The following is an 18,290-nucleotide window of genomic DNA, read 5'->3' on the forward strand; positions in this document are numbered from 1 at the left end:
TCCAGTGGAACCCAATGGAAGACACCGACCTGCAAGCGCTGATGGCCAGACTCGAACTGCTAATTGATCGGGTCGAGCAACTAAAGAGTCAAAACGGACTCCTATTAGCTCAGGAAAAGACCTGGCGCGAGGAACGCGCTCACCTCATTGAAAAAAACGAAATCGCCCGGCGTAAGGTCGAATCGATGATTTCGCGCCTGAAGGCCCTGGAGCAAGACTCATGAGTTCAAGCAATAGCGTTACCGTGCAGATCCTCGACAAAGAATATTCGATCATCTGCCCCCAGGAAGAACGCAGCAATCTGGTGAGCGCTGCCCGTTACCTGGACGGCAAGATGCGTGAAATCCGCAGCAGCGGTAAAGTCATCGGCGCCGACCGCATCGCCGTAATGGCCGCGCTGAACATTACCCACGATCTGCTGCATAAGCAGGAACGCCCTGATGTGCAGGCCAGCGGTTCGACGCGTGAGCAAGTGCGTGACCTGCTCGAACGCGTGGATCTGGTGCTTTCCACCGATTCCGACGCACCCAAGGGCTGATTGCCGAGTCTGTTTAAGGTATACTCGCCCCACTCCCTGGCGTGTTTGCCAGTCGGCGATGTCCCTGAGCCGATTCGCACTACCCTGGAAGTTGCACGTTGGGCTGGTGTGCATGTCCGCTAGACGGAAAGCCTTAAAGCCTACTGCTTCTTCCACCTTGAACTTTCGGGTTCAAGGGCTAAGTCGACAGCGGCTCTGTCGGGGAGCCTGAATTCCCAAACTCAATGCCAGTCCCAGGACTGGCATTGTTTTATGAGCCGATAAGCCATGACCGAACCTGCGCCGCTTTCCCGTCCGCAACTTCGACGCATGTTGCGCAAGGCCCGCCGCGCCCTCACACCGAGCGAGCAGCGCCAGGCCGCCCTTGGCCTGTACCGGCAACTGGCACAGCACCCGCTGTTTCGCCGGGCCAAACATATTTCCTTATACCTGCCGACGGACGGTGAAATCGATCCGCGCCTGCTGCTGCGCGCGGCGCAGCGCCGTGGCAAGGCTACCTATCTGCCGGTACTGAGCGCCTGGCCGCGCACCAAGATGGTGTTCCAGCGCGTGCGGCGCGGGGATAAATTATCGCCCAACCGCTTTGGCATTCTTGAGCCGCGGGTCAATGCCCATCAACAGCGCAAAGTCTGGGCGCTCGACCTGGTGCTATTGCCATTGGTGGGGTTCGATAGCGAAGGTGGACGCCTGGGCATGGGCGGCGGGTTCTACGACCGCAGCCTGGCTTACCTCGCCAGACGCAAAAGCTGGCGCAAGCCGACCTTGCTGGGCCTGGCCCATGAATGTCAGCAGGTAGACCGCTTGGCGCAGGCGAGCTGGGACGTGCCGCTGGCGGGCACTGTCACCGATAAGCATTGGTATGTTGCACAAACGTCGCTGGAACCAGCGACGCCTTGAAGCCGTATTAACGCTTGAATTGTTGCTGCACTGGCGTGAGTTCAACCGGTGCATCGGTCTTGTTGGACCACAAGCTCTGGGCATATCCGGTGGTCACGACGCCCAGACCAAACAAAATAACCAAAATCCATAGTAAATCCGGTTTACGTTGCATCGATTGCCCCCCTTCAGGCACCTCGTACACGATGACAACAACGTTCCAAAGTAGTCCGTTGCAGCTGCGCCAAGCCTAAAAGCGCGCATTCTGCGGTAACGTGAACCAACACGCAAACCTTGACGCCAACCGACTGTCGGTTTGTCATGCAATTGCCCGACAACTTGCCCAATGCCTTTTTCAGGAGCCCCAAAATGGCCTATTGGCTGATGAAATCCGAGCCTGACGAACTGTCCATCAGGGACCTGGAAAAGCTCGGCAAAGCCCGCTGGGATGGGGTGCGTAACTATCAGGCGCGCAACTTTCTGCGCGCCATGGCGGTGGGCGATGAGTTTTTCTTCTATCACTCCAGCTGTCCGGAGCCAGGGATTGCCGGCATCGGCAAAATCGTCGAGGCAGCGTATCCGGATCCAACAGCGCTGGAACCGGACAGCCATTATTTCGACGCCAAGGCCAGTGCGGAGAAAAATCCGTGGAGTGCCATCACCGTGGGCCACGTCAACACCTTCCCCAAGGTGCTGGGCCTGGGCTATCTAAAGCAGCAAACCGCTCTTGCCGAAATGCCGCTGGTGCAGAAAGGCAGCCGGCTTTCGGTCATGGCGGTCACGCCTGAACAATGGGCGGCCATCCTTCAGCTGCTTTAACTGACCGATATCAAGACCCTCACGGGCCAAACCCATCACACTGGACGCTAACGCCGCAGGATGCAGCCATGTCTACGAACCACCATACGTCCCGTCTGTTCGCCATCGCGCTGATCGTCCTCTTGCTGGGGGCGGGGGCCTTTGGCTACTGGCGTTCGACCCAGGACCGCCTGCCCGAGGGCTTGAGCATGGGCAATGGGCGCCTGGAGTCCACCGAAGTGCAAATCGCCGCCAAGATCCCCGGGCGCCTGGCCGAAGTGCACGTGGATGAAGGCGACAAAGTGCTCAAGGGCCAGTTGCTGGCGCGCATGGACACCCGCACCCTGCAAGCCCAGCGCGCCCAGGCCGAAGCAGAGGTGTTACGCGCCAAGGAAAACTTCGCCTCTGCTGAAGCCAACGTGCAGTTGCGCCAAAGCGAGCAACTGTTGGCCAGCCAGGAACTCAAGCGCACCCAAGAGCTGTACCGGCGCGGCTTTGCCAGCAGCCAATTGATCGACCAGCAGCAAGCGCGCCAGAACACCGGCAACGCGGCAGTGATCGCCGCCCAAGCCCAGGTCAACGCGGTGAAGGCCGCCATCGGCGCAGCCCAGGCCCAAGTGGCCCAACTCACCAGCGAAATCGACGACAGCAGCCTGCGTGCGCCCATCGACGGCATCATCCAATTGCGCTTGGCCGAGCCGGGCGAAGTGCTCGGCGCGGGTGGCCGCGTGTTGCTGCTGATTGACCCCAATGACCAGTACATGAATCTCTACCTGCCCGCCTCCGTCACCGGCCGCCTGACCGTCGGCAGTGAAGCACGCATCCTGCTCGACGCCCTGCCCCAGCAAGCGCTGCCGGCCAAAATCAGTTTTGTCGCGGCCAAATCCCAGTTCACTCCCAAGGAAGTCGAAACCCGCGATGAGCGGCAGAAACTGGTGTTCCGCGTCAAATTGCGCCTGACTCAACCCAGCGCCGTACCACAAGCAAAACCGGGCATGCCCGGCGCGGGCTATGTGCGCACAGCCGATATCGACTGGCCGGCCAACCTGCAATGAGCGGCCTGGCGCTGCACGCCACGGGGATCAACCACCGCTACGGCAAGCAACAGGCACTGCTCGACATTGCCTTCAGCTTGCCAGCCGGTACCCGCTGCGGGTTGATAGGTCCGGACGGCGCCGGCAAGTCGAGCCTGCTGGGTCTGATCGCCGGGGTTAAAAAGCTGCAGGAAGGCCAGTTGCAGGTGCTCGGCGGTTCCATCCAGGACCGTCGCCACCGCAATAGCCTGTACGCGCGCATTGCCTTTATGCCCCAGGGCCTGGGCGGCAATCTGTACCCCGAGCTGTCCATCAGCGAGAACATCCGTTTCTTCGCCACCTTGTTCGGCCTGTCGAAAGCCGATTGCGACCAGCGCATGCACAACCTGCTGCTCGCCACCGACCTCGCACGCTTTGCCGAGCGCCCGGCAGGCAAGCTCTCTGGCGGGATGAAACAGAAGCTCGGCTTGTGCTGCGCACTGATCCATGATCCGGACCTGTTGATCCTCGACGAACCCACCACCGGCGTCGATCCGCTGTCCCGCCGGCGGTTCTGGGAGCTGGTAGATAGCGTACGCAGTGAGCGCCCGCAACTGACACTGCTGGTGGCCACCGCCTACATGGAAGAGGCCGAGCAATTCGAGCATTGCCTGATGCTCGACCGTGGCAGGTTAATCGCCGATGGACTGAGCCGCGAACTGGCAGCGATAACGCCCAGCGGCAAACTGGATGAGGCCTTCACCCACTTCCAGGGCGACAGTGCCCACGACAGCCAGCCGCTGGCAATTCCACCGCGCACAGGCGGCAACGCCGATATCGCCATCCAAGCCCACGACCTGACCCTGCGCTTTGGCGATTTCACCGCGGTGAACAACGTCAGCTTTGCCATTGGCCGCGGCGAGATCTTCGGCTTCCTCGGTTCCAACGGCTGCGGCAAGACCACCACCATGAAAGTCCTGACCGGGCTGATGCCTGCCACCGAGGGCAGTGCAATCCTGCTGGGCAAGCCCGTGGACGCCAAGGACCTGGCGACCCGCAAGCGCGTAGGTTTCATGTCGCAGAGCTTCTCGCTGTATGGCGAACTGAGCGTGCGCCAGAACCTGGTGCTGCATGCGCAACTGTTCGACTTGCCCAAGGCCGACAGCGGTCCGCGCATTGATGAGCTGATCCAACGTTTCGACCTCGGTGAAGTGGCCGAACAGCCCTCCGGCGAGTTACCCCTTGGCCTGCGCCAGCGTTTGTCCTTGGCGGTTGCGGTGCTGCATCGCCCGGAAGTGCTGATCCTCGATGAGCCCACCTCGGGCGTCGACCCGGCGGCGCGGGATGATTTCTGGCGGTTGCTGATCCAGTTGTCGCGGCAACAAGGCGTGACCATCTTCCTGTCAACCCACTTTATGAACGAAGCCCAGCGCTGCGACCGCATCTCCTTGATGCATGCAGGCAAGGTGTTGGCCTGCGACACGCCCGAGGCGCTGCAACAGCAGTTCCACGGCGATACCCTGGAGGCGGCTTTCGTCACCTGCCTGGAGCAGGCCCAGGGCGAACCCGAACCCAGCGCGGCCCGTGCAACCGTCAACGATGCCCACGCGCCGCCCGCAAGCAAACACGGCTTCAGCCTGGCGCGGTGGTTAGCCGTGGCCAGCCGCGAAGGCAAGGAGCTGCTGCGCGACAAGGTACGCATGGCCTTCGCCCTGCTCGGGGCCATGTTCATGATGGTGATCTTCGGCTACGGCATTTCCCTGGACGTGGAAAACCTCGCCTTCGCCGTCTACGACCAGGACCAAACCCCGCAAAGCCGCGCCTATCTAGAGGCATTTCGCAGTTCGCGCTATTTCGCCGAGCAAGCCCCCATTCGCGACGCCAACGAATTGCACCGGCGCCTGCAACGTTCGGAAATCAAACTGGCCCTGGAGATCCCACCCGGCTTTGGCCGTGACCTCTACGCCGGCCGCCAGCCCACTGTCGCAGCCTGGCTCGACGGCGGCATGCCGTTTCGCGCTGAAACCAGCCGCAACTACGTGGAGGCCGTGCACCAGAGCAACCTTGCGCAACTGGCTGAACTCAGTAGCTTACCCTTGAACAACCGGGCCGCCGTCAAGCTTGAAACACGCTTTCGCTACAACCAGGACGTGGTCAGCGTGAATGCCATTGGCCCTGGCGTGATGGCGCTGATCCTGGCGTTCATTCCGGCCATGCTCACCGCCCTCGGCATTGTGCGCGAGAAGGAGCTGGGGTCGATCACCAACTTCTATGCCACACCACTGACGCGCCTGGAGTTCCTGTTGGGCAAACAAGCGCCCTATCTGGCCGTGAGCCTGGTTAACCTGGCACTGCTGGTGGCGATGAACCGCTGGTTGTTCGGTGTACCGTTCAAAGGCAGCGGCCTGACCCTGGCTTTCGGTGGCTTGTTGTACGTGCTGGCGACCACGAGCATGGGCCTGCTGATCTCGGCGTTCACCCGCACCCAGATCGCGGCGATCCTCGGCACCATGATCATCACCAGTCTGCCGACCATCCAGTTTTCCGGGCTGATCGTGCCGCGCTCGTCCCTGGAAGGTGCGGCGGCGCTGATGGGCATGCTGTTTCCGGCCGGGCACTTTCTGGATATTGCGGTGGGCACCTTCACCAAGGCCCTGGACCTGCGCCAGTTGTGGCCACAATGCCTGGCCTTGTTCGGATTTTTCGTCGGTTTTACCGGGCTGAGCCTGGTGATGCTCAAGAAGCAGGAGGCCTGATGCACAAGCTCGCCCATATCCTGCGCCTGGGGCTAAAGGAACTCACCAGCCTGCGCCACGACAGCGTGTTGCTACTATTTCTGTTCTACGCCTTCACCGTGGCGATCTACATGCCCGCTGCAGGTTCGGTGATTGGCGTGCACAACGCCAGCGTGGCCTTTGTCGATGAAGATCACAGCGCGCTCTCGCGGCAAATGGCCGAGGCCCTGCAACCACCGGAATTCCAGGCGCCGGCGCCACTGGCCTACGACCAGTTGGACAAGGTCATGGACAGCGGCCAATACACCTTCGTCGTCAATGTACCGGCGAATTTCCAGGCCGACCTGTTGGCGGGGCGCCAGCCGGGGGTGCAGGTAAACATCGATGCCACGGCAATGAGCCAGGCCTTCATGGGGGCGGGTTACATCGGGCGGATTTTCCAACGCGAACTGCTGACCTACAGCGGTCAGGCCGACGCTGCCGGCAAAGCTCCGGCCCTGCTGACCACTCGGGCCTTGTTCAATACCAACCTGGAAGGTGGCTGGTTCCTGGCGGTGATCCAGATCGTCAACAACATCACCATCCTCGCCATCGTGCTGACCGGCACCGCCCTACTGCGCGAACGCGAGCACGGCACCCTCGACCATCTGCTGGTGCTGCCCCTGACCGCGCTGGAGATCATGCTGGCAAAAATCTGGAGCAACATGCTGGTGGTGGTGTTGTGTACGTGGCTGTCCCTGGAACTGGTGGTCAAAGGCTTGCTCGGCGTGCCGCTGGCCGGGTCATTGGGCCTGTTCCTGCTGGTGACGGCGCTGTACCTGTTTGCGAGTACCGCGTTGGGGATCTTCCTCGCCACTCTCGCCCGCTCGACGCCGCAGTTCGGCCTGCTGGCGATCCCGGTGATCATTCCCATGCTGTTGCTCTCTGGCGGCAGTACGCCGCTGGACAGCATGCCCGAATGGTTGCAGTGGGTGATGCAGGGCTCGCCATCGACGCATTTTGTGAGCTTGAGTGCCGCGATTCTATTCAGGGACGCGGGGTTGAGCGTGGTGTGGCCAGACTTGCTGGCCCTGACGGGAATTGGCTTGGTATTTTTTGCGGTGGCGTTGGCGCGGTTTCGCAAGAGCCTGGCGTCCTGAGGCGCCTGGCAGGACCTCGCGAATAGCGCTAAGCGCCGGCCTTACTGGATGATCAGATTGTTGAACAGCAAATCTTCCACCATCGGCTTGCCGGTCTCGTCATTCATCACTTGCTGGGTTTGTTTCAGGGCTTCCTGACGCAGCTTTTCCTTGCCTTCGACCGTACTCATGGCCTCGCTGGTCTGCTGGGTGAACAGCGCCACCAGTTGGTTGCGTATCAGTGGATCGTTGGCTTTGACCGCCGCAGCTGCTTCGGTGCCGGTCACGCGCAGGGCGATGTCGGCCTTGTAGACCTTGAGCTTGGCCGTGCCATCCAGGCCGTAATTACCCACGAACGGCGGGGTCAGGCTGATATAGCTGACCTTCGGCGCCTCGCCTTCTTTGGCTTCTTCGGCCTGGACTGCCATCGGCAAAGTCAGGGCCAGCATCAACAGGATCCACGCTTTCACAATTCATTCCTCGAATTCGGTTGCCCGGTAGCATAACGCTAGCAAGGCTGAGCACAAGCTTATGGGGGCTTATCAGGCACGGGTATGCTCGTTGACCCGCGGGCGCACCCTCCTACACTTATCGGCCACGATGCCAAAAGGAATAGTCCGATGAAAGCTGTGCTGTGCAAAGCCTTCGGCCCCGCCGAAACCCTGGTGCTGGAAGAGATCGCCAGCCCTGCAATCAAGAAGAACGAAATCCTGCTGGACGTGCACGCCGCCGGGGTGAATTTCCCGGACACCCTGATCATCGAGGGCAAATACCAGTTCAAGCCGCCTTTTCCGTTTTCACCCGGTGGCGAAGCGGCAGGCGTGGTCAGCGAGGTGGGTGAGAAAGTCAGCCATTTGAAGGTCGGTGACCGCGTAATGGCGTTGACCGGTTGGGGCAGCTTTGCCGAGCAGGTCGCGGTGCCTGGCTATAACGTGCTGCCGATTCCGCCGAGCATGGACTTCAACATTGCCGCCGCCTTCAGCATGACCTACGGCACCTCGATGCACGCGCTTAAACAGCGCGCCAACCTGCAACCCGGTGAGACCCTGCTGGTGCTAGGCGCCTCCGGCGGTGTGGGCCTGGCCGCGGTGGAAATCGGCAAGGCCATGGGCGCCCGCGTGATCGCCGCCGCCAGCAGCGCCGACAAACTCGCGGTGGCCAAGGCGGCCGGGGCTGATGAGTTGATCAACTACAGCGATGCCAGCCTCAAGGACGAGATCAAGCGCCTGACCGATGGCAATAGCGCTGACGTGATTTACGACCCGGTGGGTGGCGACCTGTTTGACCAGGCCGTCCGCGCCATCGCCTGGAACGGCCGCCTGCTGGTAGTGGGGTTTGCCAGCGGGCGCATTCCCGAATTGCCGGTGAACCTGGCGTTGCTCAAGGGCGCGGCGGTAGTCGGGGTGTTCTGGGGCTCGTTTGCCCAGCGCCAGCCGCAGGACAACGCGGCGAATTTTCAGCAGTTGTTCACGTGGTATGCCGAGGGCAAGTTGAAGCCGTTGGTGTCACAGGTGTATCCGCTGGAGCAGGCTGCCCAGGCAATCAATGACCTGGGGCAGCGCAAGGCGGTGGGTAAAATAGTTGTCCAAACCCGATAACACACCTGAAATGCAATCCATGTGGGAGCTGGCTTGCCTGCGATAGCGGTGGGTCAGCTGCTACAGATGAACCTGAAAGACCGCCATCGCAGGCAAGCCAGCTCCCACAATGGTTACTCAGTGGTCTTAGGACCCAATCACGACCACAACTTATCTATTAGCGACATGTTCGTAAAAGAACATGCAATTGCTCGTGTTTCCTGTGTTTGCAGATAAGAGGCGATGCTATTTTCGGTAACGAAACTGTAACATTCGCATCCGCAGTCAAAACAAGAAATTTGGAGCTCTTGAATGTTTGCTTTCTTTCGACCTGCCGCACACCAGGCGCCCCTGCCTGAAGAAAAAATAGACAGTACCTACCGACGGCTGCGCTGGCAGATCTTCGCGGGTATTTTCTTCGGTTACGCCGGCTACTACCTGCTGCGCAAAAACTTCTCCCTGGCCATGCCCTACTTGATCGACGAGGGTTACACCCGTGGTGAACTGGGCCTGGCAATGTCGGCGATTGCGATTGCCTACGGCTTGTCCAAGTTCCTCATGGGGCTGGTGTCCGACCGCTCCAACCCACGTTACTTCCTGCCCTTCGGCCTGCTGGTGTCAGCGGGTGTGATGTTCATTTTCGGTTTCGCACCTTGGGCAACGTCCAGCGTGACCATGATGTTCATTTTGCTGTTCATCAACGGCTGGGCCCAGGGCATGGGGTGGCCGCCGAGTGGGCGGACCATGGTGCACTGGTGGTCGCAGAAAGAGCGCGGCGGCGTGGTGTCGGTGTGGAACGTGGCGCACAACGTCGGCGGCGGCCTGATCGGCCCGCTGTTCCTGCTGGGCATGGCCTGGTTCAACGACTGGCACGCCGCGTTCTATGTGCCGGCCACCGTGGCCCTGGCCGTGGCGGCGTTCGCCTTCATCACCATGCGTGACACCCCGCAATCGGTGGGCTTGCCGCCTATCGAGCAGTACAAGAACGATTACCCGGAAGGCTACGACGCCAGCCACGAAGACGAATTCAGTGCCAAGGAAATCTTCGTCAAGTACGTGCTGCGTAACAAGATGCTGTGGTACATCGCCTTCGCCAACGTGTTTGTCTATCTGCTGCGCTACGGCGTCCTGGACTGGGCGCCGACCTATTTGAAAGAAGCCAAACACTTCACGGTCGACAAGTCGTCCTGGGCGTATTTCTTCTACGAGTGGGCAGGCATCCCGGGCACGCTGCTGTGCGGCTGGATGTCGGACAAAATCTTCCGTGGCAATCGCGGCCTGACCGGCATCGTGTTCATGGCGCTGGTCACCGTGGCGACCCTGGTTTACTGGCTCAACCCACCGGGCAACCCGATGATCGACATGATTGCGTTGTTCTCCATCGGCTTCCTGATCTACGGCCCGGTCATGCTGATCGGCCTACAGGCGCTGGAGCTGGCTCCGAAGAAGGCCGCGGGCACCGCTGCGGGCTTTACCGGTTTGTTCGGTTACCTGGGCGGTTCGGTAGCGGCCAGTGCGGCCATGGGCTACACGGTTGACCATTTCGGCTGGGATGGTGGTTTCGTGCTGCTGATTGGTGCCTGCGTACTGGCGATCGCGTTCCTGATCCCCACGCTGTGGCACACCAACAGCGTGAGCTCGGCGCGTTAATCGGCAGAGCAATCCCTGGCACAACGCTTGAGCCGCGCCTCCAGGTTTTTATCTGGCATGGCGTGGCTACGCAGGGCGTTCACGGTCTGCTCGACATAATCGCGAGTGGTACCGTAACGCCCGCAAGCGCTTTGCAGCACATGATTAAGCACAATGTCGGGCAAGTTGCCGGCATAGCTGGGCAAGTGCCGCTCCAGAACAAACCCCAACGCCTGCACGGTACTGCCATCTTCCAAACGGCAGCTGAGCCAGTGCGGCCGGTACGAGGGGTAAGGCATCTCACGCTGCCATAGAGCGTAAAGCGAGGCCTCCAACTGGTCCTCCGGCAAGCGGTAGGCAAACCCGCTGCAGGAACCACCACGATCCAACCCAAACACCAGCCCCGGCAGCTCCGGCGTACCGCGATGCTCGTGTGACCACAAATACAGGCCACGGTGATAACCGTGAACCCGTGCACGCACCCGCTCGGTCGACGAGCACTCAGGGCGCCAGATCAGCGAACCATACGCAAACAGCCACACCGGCCCACCCTTGTGCCGAGCCATGGTGGCCTGCATCGAGCTCATCAATTGTTCGTGAGTGAGTTGCGGCCCCAGATCGAGCCGCGGAGGGTAAGCCAATTGCAGAAGATCGGTTTCAATGGCGGTCATGGCGAAAAGCGGTGCGCCTCCTGTGTATTACCAGTTGTAAGCGACTTTACCGTAATAGAACGCGCCGCTGTAACCGTACGGCGAAAATGTGCTGTAGGCGAGATTGCCGCCACTGCTGGCGAAAGCATTGACCTTCTCCGGGTACTTATCGGTGACGTTGTCGCCGCCCAGGGTGAAGGTCCAGTTCTTCAATCTGTAATCGGCCGACAGGTCCAACACCCAGGCGGCCTTGAAGGTCTGGTCGTTGATCTTGTCCGCCTGATAGCTGGTGAACTCACCATAGCGCACCAGGTTGGTGTGCAAGGCCCAATTGCCGAAGGTGAAGTCGTTACCCAGGCTCAGTTTGTGCTGGGGCGTGGTGTCGCCCAGCAAGCCGATACGCTCGCGGCGGTCCACCCGCACCAGGTTGGCCCCCAGGCTATCGAGAATCGCGGGGTTGGCTTTCACGTCGGTGACTTTGGTGTGGTTGTAGTTGTAGCCCACGGTGCTGTTCCAGCGAATGCCGTTATCGAGTTGGTAGCGATAGTTGGCCACCAGATCGACGCCATCGGTGCTGGTGTCCGTGGCATTGGTGAAGTAACGGGCCGTGGTGTAGTTGATATTGCCGACGCCATTGGCCTGCAGGTAGGCCACTGTGGCTGGGTTGAGATTGAGGTTAGACGACAGGCTGATGCGGTCGCGAATGTCGATGCGATACACATCAAGCGTGACGGTCAGGTCGTCGGCCGGTTCGAGCACCAGGCCGAGGCTATAGTTGCGCGACTTTTCCGCCTTGAGGTCTTCGGCACCGAGCAGGCGCGCGACCTGACTGTTGACCGGGAAGGTGCCGGCTTCCTGAATGGTGCTGCCGATCAACTGCGATGAGGTGTAGGCAAAATTCTGCTGGGCCAGGGACGGCGCACGAAAGCCATTGGAGATACTGCCGCGCAAGGCCACTTGCGGGGTGAAGTCGTAGCGGGCCGACAGCGAGCCGCTGACGTTGGAGCCAAAGTCACTGTAGTCCTCATGGCGTACGGCGGCCGAGGCGCTGAGTTTTTCGGTGAAGTTGGTTTCCAGGTCCAGGTACTGTGCCCAGTTATGCCGCGTGCTGGTGCCGGCATCGGCATCACGAAAACCACCCAGGCCGGAGCTGCCGGTCTGGTAATAGGACGCTGGCTCCCCCGCCTCGATTTCATAGCCTTGATGCAGGTATTCACCGCCAAACGCCACAGAGACCGGATACGGCAGAAAGCCCACATCGAATTCACGGGACAGGTCCAGGCTGACTTGCTTCTGATCGTTGCTCAGTGTGCCGTTATTGAATTTACGCGGCGTCGCCAGGCCCAGTGAGGTGTTGATGGTTTCAGTACCCAGCTCGTACTGGTTCTTGCCGTAGTTGGCCGACAGGTCGTAATGCCAATCGTAGGCCAGCAGACCGCGCAGGCCCACCACCAGCGAGGTGTCTTCCAGGTTGCCTTTGATCAATGGCAGGTAACCGTTGGGGTTGAGCGCCTTGATGTTGTTGGAAGCGTTGCTCGCACGGTAGAAAGCGGCTGTCTCCCCACGCCGCTTGCTGTAGCCACCGAAGGCGTAGAACTGGGCGGCATCGTTGAAGGCATACTCCGAGTTGAACTGGAATTTGCCTTCATTGGTGGCCGGCTCGCCCTGGCGGAACACACGCTGGCCATAAGTGGTGGAGCCGATGCTGCCGGGGCGGTAGTCATTGCCGGCGCGGTTGGTGTAATCGTTGTCGGCGCCTTCGGCAGACAGGTTGATAAAGCCATCGTCGCCCAATGCCAGGCCCGTATTGCCGCTGATATTACGCTGGATGCCATCCCCCTTTTTGTACTCGCCAAACTTGCTGGAAATCGAGCCGCCGTGGTCGGCGTGCTTGAGAATCACGTTGATTACCCCGGCGATCGCATCGGAGCCGTAACGGGCGGAAGCGCCGTCGCGCAGCACCTCGATATGGTCTACCGCCGACAGCGGGATGGCATTCAAGTCTGCCGGGGCCGAACCGCGCCCAACCGCTCCGCCCAGATTGACGAAGGCACTGGTATGGCGACGTTTACCGTTGACCAATACCAACACCTGGTCCGGCGACAAGCCGCGCAGCTGCGCCGGACGCACCAATTCCGCGCCGTCCACCAGGCTTGGGCGCGGGAAGTTGATCGACGGAATCAGGCGCGCCAATACGGCACCCAGCTCATCGGAGCCGGTACTGCGCAGGGTTTCACCGGAGATTACGTCGATTGGCGACAGCGAAGCACTGGCGGTGCGCTCTTGAGCGCGGGTACCGGTGACGATCACCGTGTCGAGTTTAGGTGCATCAACCGCAGATGTTTCGTCTGCCAGAGCTGGATTGAATCCCACAACGGTCAGCAAATTGGCCGACAAAAACGCCGTGTATAGCGCGTGCTTCCTGTAGCTCCCCATACCGCTCCCCTTTGAATCAAAAATAGAACTGCAATGCGCGAAGTTCGTACGATCGATCCGGCTGGCGGGCGGTGGCGGTCAGTATCTGGTTAAGGTCGGTGAAGTCGGTAGTCCGTTGCGATATAGCTTAAAGATATTTATCAACCAGAATAAATACCTTAAAAGAATAAGCAAAAGCATAAGCACGCTCGCCCATTCGTCAGGATCCACGTGGCTAATCCCGGTACTTTCAGCCCCGGTTCAGCCTGGGCGCGTGCCAAGCCGTCAAACTGGCGCGCCTATCACGACCCACTTAGCCGTTCATCAAATCGACTACCGAGGTCGCCATGAAAAAATTTCGATTGCCTGGTCTGTTATTGCTCGCCCAGGCCACCACTGCACTGGCCAGCGAAACGCCGATGGCCACTGACGACAAAGGCTTCTGGTACGCCCAGACCAGCGTGTACACGCGGCACTTTGCACCCGACCCGCAACACAACAACAAACAGGACCTGATCGGCCTGGAGCGCAATGAGGCGTCGGGCCTGGTGTATGGCGGGGTGACCTTTCGCAACTCGTTCCGCCAGCGCTCGTACTATGCCTATGCGGGCAAGCGCTACGACATGGCTGAATACCCGGTGTATGCGAAGTTGACCGGCGGGCTGATCCAGGGCTATCGCGGCGAGTATCGCGACAAGATCCCATTGAATCGTTTTGGCGTAGCGCCCGTGATCATTCCGTCCGTGGGGACCCACTACGGGCCGGTCGCGGCGGAGCTGGTGTTGCTGGGGTTCAATGCGGCGATGGTGACGACTGGCTTACGCTTCTGACACGACACTGTCCGCTGTGGGAGCTGGCTTGCCTGCGATAGCGGTGGGTCAGTGTCTCATTTTCCGACTGGCGCACCGCTATCGCAGGCAAGCCAGCTCCCACATTATTCAGCGCAACACTTCAGGGCCGTGGGGCGTAGGCAAACACGTCAGCACGCATCCGGTGAGCATCCATACCGGCGTCGACCAATGCATCCAGGGTGCCGTAGATCATTGCTGGCGAACCACTGGCGTAGACATGCACGCTGTTGAGATCGGCAATGTCCTCGCACACCACCTCATGCAGCAAACCGCAGCGCCCTTCCCAGCCACACAGGTCGCTGACCACTTTGTGCAGGAACAGATTGGGCAGTTGCAGCCACTGATCCCAGTGCTCGATCTGGTAGAAATCTTCCGGGCGCCGTACGCCCCAGAACAGGTGCACCGGGTGCTTGAAGCCCGAAGCGCGGCAGTGCTCGATCAGGCTGTGCATCTGCGCCATACCGGTACCGGCGGCCATCAGCACCAGCGGCCCGTCCGGCAACTCTGCCAGGTGGGTATCACCGAACGGCAGTTCCACACGGGCCATCTGGTTGCGCTGCAATTGTTCGATCAGGTTGCGGGCACTGTCTTCGCGAACCAGCACATGCAGCTCCAGCTCACGCCCGGCATGGGGTGCAGAAGCCAGGGAAAACGCCGATTTCTCGCCGCTTTCGCGCTCAAGCATCAGGTATTGCCCGGCGTGGTAACGCACCGCCTTACCGGCCGGAGCGCGCAGGCGCACACGCCAGACATCGCCACCGACTTCCACGCACTCGATCAATTGGCATGACAATTTGCGCAACGGCAACTCTCCCGGCGCCAGTACGCCATCCCACAACACAATGCAGTCTTCCAGCGGCTCGGCGATGCAAGTGTAGAACTCGCCATGGTCGCGCACTTCACCGGCCTGGCTTACCCGGCCCTCCACCAGCAACGCCGCACACACATGGCACACGCCATTGCGACAGGCCTGGGGGCATTCGTACCCCAAGCGGCGTGCGCCTTCGAGGATTCGTTCGCCAGGGACCAGCTCCAGTACAGCGCCGGAAGGTTGCAGGGTTACACGCATCAATCTATTCCCAATTCTTTCCAGATCGCATCGACACGCGCGGTGACGGCTTCATCCTTGACGATCACCCGGCCCCACTCGCGAGTGGTTTCGCCCGGCCACTTGTGGGTGGCATCCAGGCCCATTTTCGAACCCAGGCCCGACACCGGCGAGGCAAAGTCGAGGTAGTCGATCGGCGTGTTATCGATCATCACCGTATCGCGCTTGGGGTCCATGCGCGTGGTAATGGCCCAGATCACGTCGTTCCAGTCCCGCGCATTAATGTCGTCGTCGGTGACAATAACGAACTTGGTGTACATGAACTGTCGCAAAAACGACCACACACCCAACATGACGCGCTTGGCATGGCCCGGATACGACTTCTTCATGGTCACGATGGCCATGCGGTACGAACAGCCCTCAGGCGGCAGGTAGAAGTCGGTAATTTCCGGGAATTGCTTTTGCAGGATCGGTACGAACACTTCGTTGAGCGCCACACCGAGAATGGCAGGCTCATCGGGTGGACGGCCCGTGTAGGTACTGTGATAGATCGGTTTGACCCGATGGGTGATGCGCTCGACGGTGAACACCGGAAAGCTGTCGACTTCGTTGTAATAGCCGGTGTGATCGCCGTAAGGGCCTTCATCGGCCATCTCACCCGGGTGAATCACGCCTTCGAGGATAATTTCGGCGGTGGCCGGCACCTGCAAGTCGTTACCACGGCACTTGACCAGTTCGGTGCGATTACCGCGCAACAGGCCGGCAAAAGCGTATTCGGACAAGCTATCGGGCACGGGTGTCACGGCGCCGAGAATAGTCGCCGGGTCGGCACCCAGCGCCACGGACACCGGAAACGGCTTGCCCGGGTGTTTTTCACACCACTCTCTAAAATCGAGTGCGCCGCCACGGTGGCTCAGCCAGCGCATGATCACCTTGTTGCGGCCAATGACTTGCTGACGGTAAATGCCGAGGTTCTGGCGATCCTTGTTTGGGCCTTTTGTGACGGTCAGGCCCCACGTGATCAACGGGCCGACGTCGCCGGGCCAGCAGGTTTGCACCGGCAGCATGGCCAGGTCGACATCATCGCCTTCGATGACCACTTCCTGGCACACCGCGTCCTTGACCACCTTGGGGGCCATGGCAATGATCTTGCGGAAGATCGGCAGCTTCGACCAGGCATCCTTCAAGCCCTTGGGCGGCTCGGGCTCCTTGAGAAACGCCAGCAGCTTGCCGATCTCGCGCAGTTCGCTGACGGACTCGGCGCCCATGCCAAAGGCTACGCGCTCGGGAGTGCCGAACAGGTTGCCCAGCACCGGGATATCAAAGCCGGTCGGGTTTTCGAACAGCAGCGCCGGGCCCTTGTTGCGCAAGGTGCGGTCGCAAATCTCAGTCATTTCCAGCACCGGTGAAATCGGCATCTGGATACGTTTCAACTCTCCGCGCTGCTCAAGTTGCTGCACGAAATCCCGAAGATCCTTGAATTTCATTAAACATGCCACCCGTAAAATAGGCGTACATCCTACCTGCTCTTAGGGCGGCTGGCAGCTTATCGAGGTGGATTTGCACACGGAATGCATTTAAAAAATGCGCGAAAAAAAATGGCGCCCCTGAGGGCGCCATTCTTTCGAACCTGAAGTCGCGTGTTACTTGCGCTTCATCGACAGGAAGAACTCGTCGTTGGTCTTGGTGGTTTTCAGCTTGTCGATCAGGAACTCGATGGCAGCGACTTCGTCCATCGGGTGCAGCAGCTTGCGCAGGATCCACATACGCTGCAGTTCGTCGTCTGCGGTCAGCAACTCTTCGCGGCGTGTGCCGGAACGGTTGATGTTGATCGCAGGGAACACACGCTTTTCAGCAATGCGACGGTCCAGGGGCAGTTCCATGTTGCCGGTACCCTTGAACTCTTCGTAGATCACTTCGTCCATCTTCGAGCCGGTTTCAACCAGCGCGGTGGCGATAATGGTCAACGAGCCGCCTTCTTCGATGTTCCGCGCAGCACCGAAGAAACGTTTTGGTTTCTCCAGGGCGTGGGCATCGACACCACCGGTCAGTACCTTGCCGGAGCTCGGGATCACGGTGTTGTAGGCACGGGCCAGACGGGTGATGGAGTCGAGCAGGATCACCACGTCCTTCTTGTGTTCGACCAGGCGCTTGGCCTTCTCGATCACCATTTCGGCAACCTGCACGTGGCGGGTCGGTGGCTCATCGAACGTCGAGGCAACCACTTCGCCGCGCACGGTGCGCTGCATCTCGGTCACTTCTTCCGGACGCTCATCGATCAACAGTACGATCAGGTGAACTTCAGGGTTGTTACGTGCGATGTTCGCTGCAATGTTCTGCAGCATGATCGTTTTACCGGCTTTCGGCGGTGCGACGATCAGGCCACGCTGGCCTTTGCCGATCGGGGCACACAGGTCGATCACACGACCGGTCAAGTCTTCGGTGGAACCGTTACCGGCTTCCATCTTCATGCGCACGGTCGGGAACAGCGGGGTCAGGTTCTCGAAGAGAATCTTGTTTTTCGCGTTCTCTGGGCGATCGAAGTTGATCGTGTCGACCTTGAGCAGGGCGAAATAGCGCTCGCCTTCCTTCGGAGGACGGATCTTGCCAACGATGGTGTCACCGGTGCGCAAGTTGAAACGACGGATCTGGCTCGGCGAGACATAGATATCGTCTGGGCCGGCGAGATAGGAAGCGTCTGCGGAGCGGAGGAAGCCGAAGCCGTCCTGGAGAATCTCCAGCACGCCATCACCGGAGATTTCCTCGCCGCTTTTCGCGTGCTTCTTGAGCAGGGAGAAAATCACGTCCTGCTTGCGCGAACGGGCCATATTTTCTATGCCCATTTCTTCGGCCAGTTGGAGCAGGTCGGTAATCGGCTTTTGCTTGAGTTCAGTCAGATTCATATAGGAATGACGTAATCATTTATGGAGGGGGAAATTAAGCTTTTGGCTTAATGAGGCCGCGCCGCAGAGAAGGCGATAGGATCGCGTACTAATCGAAAAGGAATGCGTCGGCGACGGCTTGCAGGGGGCAGTGGAGAAA

The 18,290-nt window shown here is 60.0% G+C and carries 17 protein-coding genes and 1 other RNA gene; 11 read left to right on the forward strand and 7 right to left on the reverse strand.

Going from position 1 to position 18,290, the window contains the following annotated elements; genetic code table 11:
- Positions 1-14 precede the first annotated feature (14 nt).
- The 4 genes from JFT63_RS25565 to JFT63_RS25580 all read left to right on the forward strand — a co-directional run bounded on the left by JFT63_RS25565 (position 15) and on the right by JFT63_RS25580 (position 1,435).
- A complete protein-coding gene (locus JFT63_RS25565) occupies positions 15-224 on the forward strand; it encodes a TIGR02449 family protein (protein WP_003177365.1) in 210 nt (69 codons plus the stop codon).
- Positions 221-538 (forward strand): cell division protein ZapA, encoded by a 318-nt coding sequence (locus JFT63_RS25570; RefSeq protein WP_005792389.1) that lies wholly within the window; start codon positions 221-223, stop codon positions 536-538. The genes JFT63_RS25565 and JFT63_RS25570 overlap by 4 nt, the downstream gene beginning before the upstream one ends.
- 30 nt (positions 539-568) lie before the next feature.
- A non-coding RNA gene (gene ssrS / locus JFT63_RS25575) (6S RNA) lies at positions 569-747 on the forward strand.
- Between the two features lie 58 nt (positions 748-805).
- Positions 806-1,435 carry a 5-formyltetrahydrofolate cyclo-ligase gene (locus tag JFT63_RS25580; RefSeq protein WP_186561095.1) on the forward strand — a complete coding sequence of 210 codons (630 nt, stop codon included), beginning with the start codon at positions 806-808 and terminating at the stop codon, positions 1,433-1,435.
- A gap of 7 nt (positions 1,436-1,442) precedes the next feature.
- On the opposite strand, the gene JFT63_RS25585 is transcribed toward JFT63_RS25580, so the two are convergent.
- On the reverse strand, positions 1,443-1,589 hold the full coding sequence (locus JFT63_RS25585; RefSeq protein ID WP_087149491.1) for a hypothetical protein: 147 nt from the start codon (positions 1,587-1,589) through the stop codon (positions 1,443-1,445).
- Positions 1,590-1,783: 194 nt separating this feature from the next.
- On the opposite strand from JFT63_RS25585, the gene JFT63_RS25590 reads away from it, so the two are divergent.
- The 4 genes from JFT63_RS25590 (at position 1,784) to JFT63_RS25605 (ending at position 7,099) form a co-directional block, all read left to right on the forward strand.
- The gene (locus JFT63_RS25590; RefSeq protein ID WP_198845024.1) at positions 1,784-2,233 is read left to right on the forward strand and encodes an EVE domain-containing protein; all 450 of its coding nucleotides are present in this window, start codon (positions 1,784-1,786) and stop codon (positions 2,231-2,233) included.
- A 68-nt stretch (positions 2,234-2,301) separates the two neighbouring features.
- Entirely contained in the window at positions 2,302-3,267 is a 966-nt protein-coding gene (locus tag JFT63_RS25595) for an HlyD family secretion protein (RefSeq protein ID WP_057702039.1), read from the forward strand.
- Positions 3,264-5,981: a ribosome-associated ATPase/putative transporter RbbA gene (gene rbbA / locus JFT63_RS25600; RefSeq protein ID WP_198845025.1), complete on the forward strand. Its 2,718-nt coding sequence runs from the start codon at positions 3,264-3,266 to the stop codon at positions 5,979-5,981. Before JFT63_RS25595 ends, rbbA begins: the two co-directional genes overlap by 4 nt.
- Positions 5,981-7,099 carry an ABC transporter permease gene (locus JFT63_RS25605; RefSeq protein WP_057702037.1) on the forward strand — a complete coding sequence of 373 codons (1,119 nt, stop codon included), beginning with the start codon at positions 5,981-5,983 and terminating at the stop codon, positions 7,097-7,099. Before rbbA ends, JFT63_RS25605 begins: the two co-directional genes overlap by 1 nt.
- A gap of 41 nt (positions 7,100-7,140) precedes the next feature.
- Here the strand turns inward: JFT63_RS25605 and JFT63_RS25610 are convergent, their stop codons facing one another.
- Positions 7,141-7,548 carry a flagellar basal body-associated protein FliL gene (locus JFT63_RS25610; protein ID WP_005792398.1) on the reverse strand — a complete coding sequence of 136 codons (408 nt, stop codon included), beginning with the start codon at positions 7,546-7,548 and terminating at the stop codon, positions 7,141-7,143.
- 150 nt (positions 7,549-7,698) lie between these two features.
- Here JFT63_RS25610 and JFT63_RS25615 point away from each other — a divergent pair, with 150 nt between their 5' ends.
- Positions 7,699-8,676 carry an NADPH:quinone oxidoreductase family protein gene (locus JFT63_RS25615; RefSeq protein ID WP_198845026.1) on the forward strand — a complete coding sequence of 326 codons (978 nt, stop codon included), beginning with the start codon at positions 7,699-7,701 and terminating at the stop codon, positions 8,674-8,676.
- 291 nt (positions 8,677-8,967) lie between these two features.
- Complete coding sequence (gene glpT, locus JFT63_RS25620; protein ID WP_003195321.1) at positions 8,968-10,305, forward strand: glycerol-3-phosphate transporter; 1,338 nt, start codon at positions 8,968-8,970, stop codon at positions 10,303-10,305.
- On the opposite strand, the gene JFT63_RS25625 is transcribed toward glpT, so the two are convergent.
- Positions 10,302-10,955 carry a gamma-glutamylcyclotransferase gene (locus tag JFT63_RS25625; protein WP_198707213.1) on the reverse strand — a complete coding sequence of 218 codons (654 nt, stop codon included), beginning with the start codon at positions 10,953-10,955 and terminating at the stop codon, positions 10,302-10,304. The two genes, glpT and JFT63_RS25625, sit on opposite strands and share 4 nt — an antisense overlap.
- A 27-nt stretch (positions 10,956-10,982) precedes the next feature.
- Positions 10,983-13,370 carry a TonB-dependent receptor plug domain-containing protein gene (locus JFT63_RS25630; RefSeq protein ID WP_198845027.1) on the reverse strand — a complete coding sequence of 796 codons (2,388 nt, stop codon included), beginning with the start codon at positions 13,368-13,370 and terminating at the stop codon, positions 10,983-10,985.
- 326 nt (positions 13,371-13,696) lie between these two features.
- Here JFT63_RS25630 and JFT63_RS25635 point away from each other — a divergent pair, with 326 nt between their 5' ends.
- The gene (locus JFT63_RS25635; protein WP_057702031.1) at positions 13,697-14,179 is read left to right on the forward strand and encodes a hypothetical protein; all 483 of its coding nucleotides are present in this window, start codon (positions 13,697-13,699) and stop codon (positions 14,177-14,179) included.
- Between the two features lie 121 nt (positions 14,180-14,300).
- On the opposite strand, the gene JFT63_RS25640 is transcribed toward JFT63_RS25635, so the two are convergent.
- The 3 genes from JFT63_RS25640 to rho all read right to left on the reverse strand — a co-directional run bounded on the left by JFT63_RS25640 (position 14,301) and on the right by rho (position 18,151).
- Positions 14,301-15,269 carry a CDP-6-deoxy-delta-3,4-glucoseen reductase gene (locus tag JFT63_RS25640; RefSeq protein ID WP_057702030.1) on the reverse strand — a complete coding sequence of 323 codons (969 nt, stop codon included), beginning with the start codon at positions 15,267-15,269 and terminating at the stop codon, positions 14,301-14,303.
- A complete protein-coding gene (gene ubiD, locus JFT63_RS25645; protein ID WP_003195329.1) occupies positions 15,269-16,735 on the reverse strand; it encodes a 4-hydroxy-3-polyprenylbenzoate decarboxylase in 1,467 nt (488 codons plus the stop codon). Before ubiD ends, JFT63_RS25640 begins: the two co-directional genes overlap by 1 nt.
- Before the next feature lie 156 nt (positions 16,736-16,891).
- Positions 16,892-18,151: a transcription termination factor Rho gene (gene rho / locus JFT63_RS25650; protein ID WP_003176825.1), complete on the reverse strand. Its 1,260-nt coding sequence runs from the start codon at positions 18,149-18,151 to the stop codon at positions 16,892-16,894.
- Between the last annotated feature and the right edge of the window lie 139 nt (positions 18,152-18,290).

Origin of the sequence: Pseudomonas sp. MF7453 (assembly GCF_016405455.1) — a bacterium.
Taxonomy (GTDB): Bacteria; Pseudomonadota; Gammaproteobacteria; order Pseudomonadales; family Pseudomonadaceae; genus Aquipseudomonas; species Aquipseudomonas paralactis.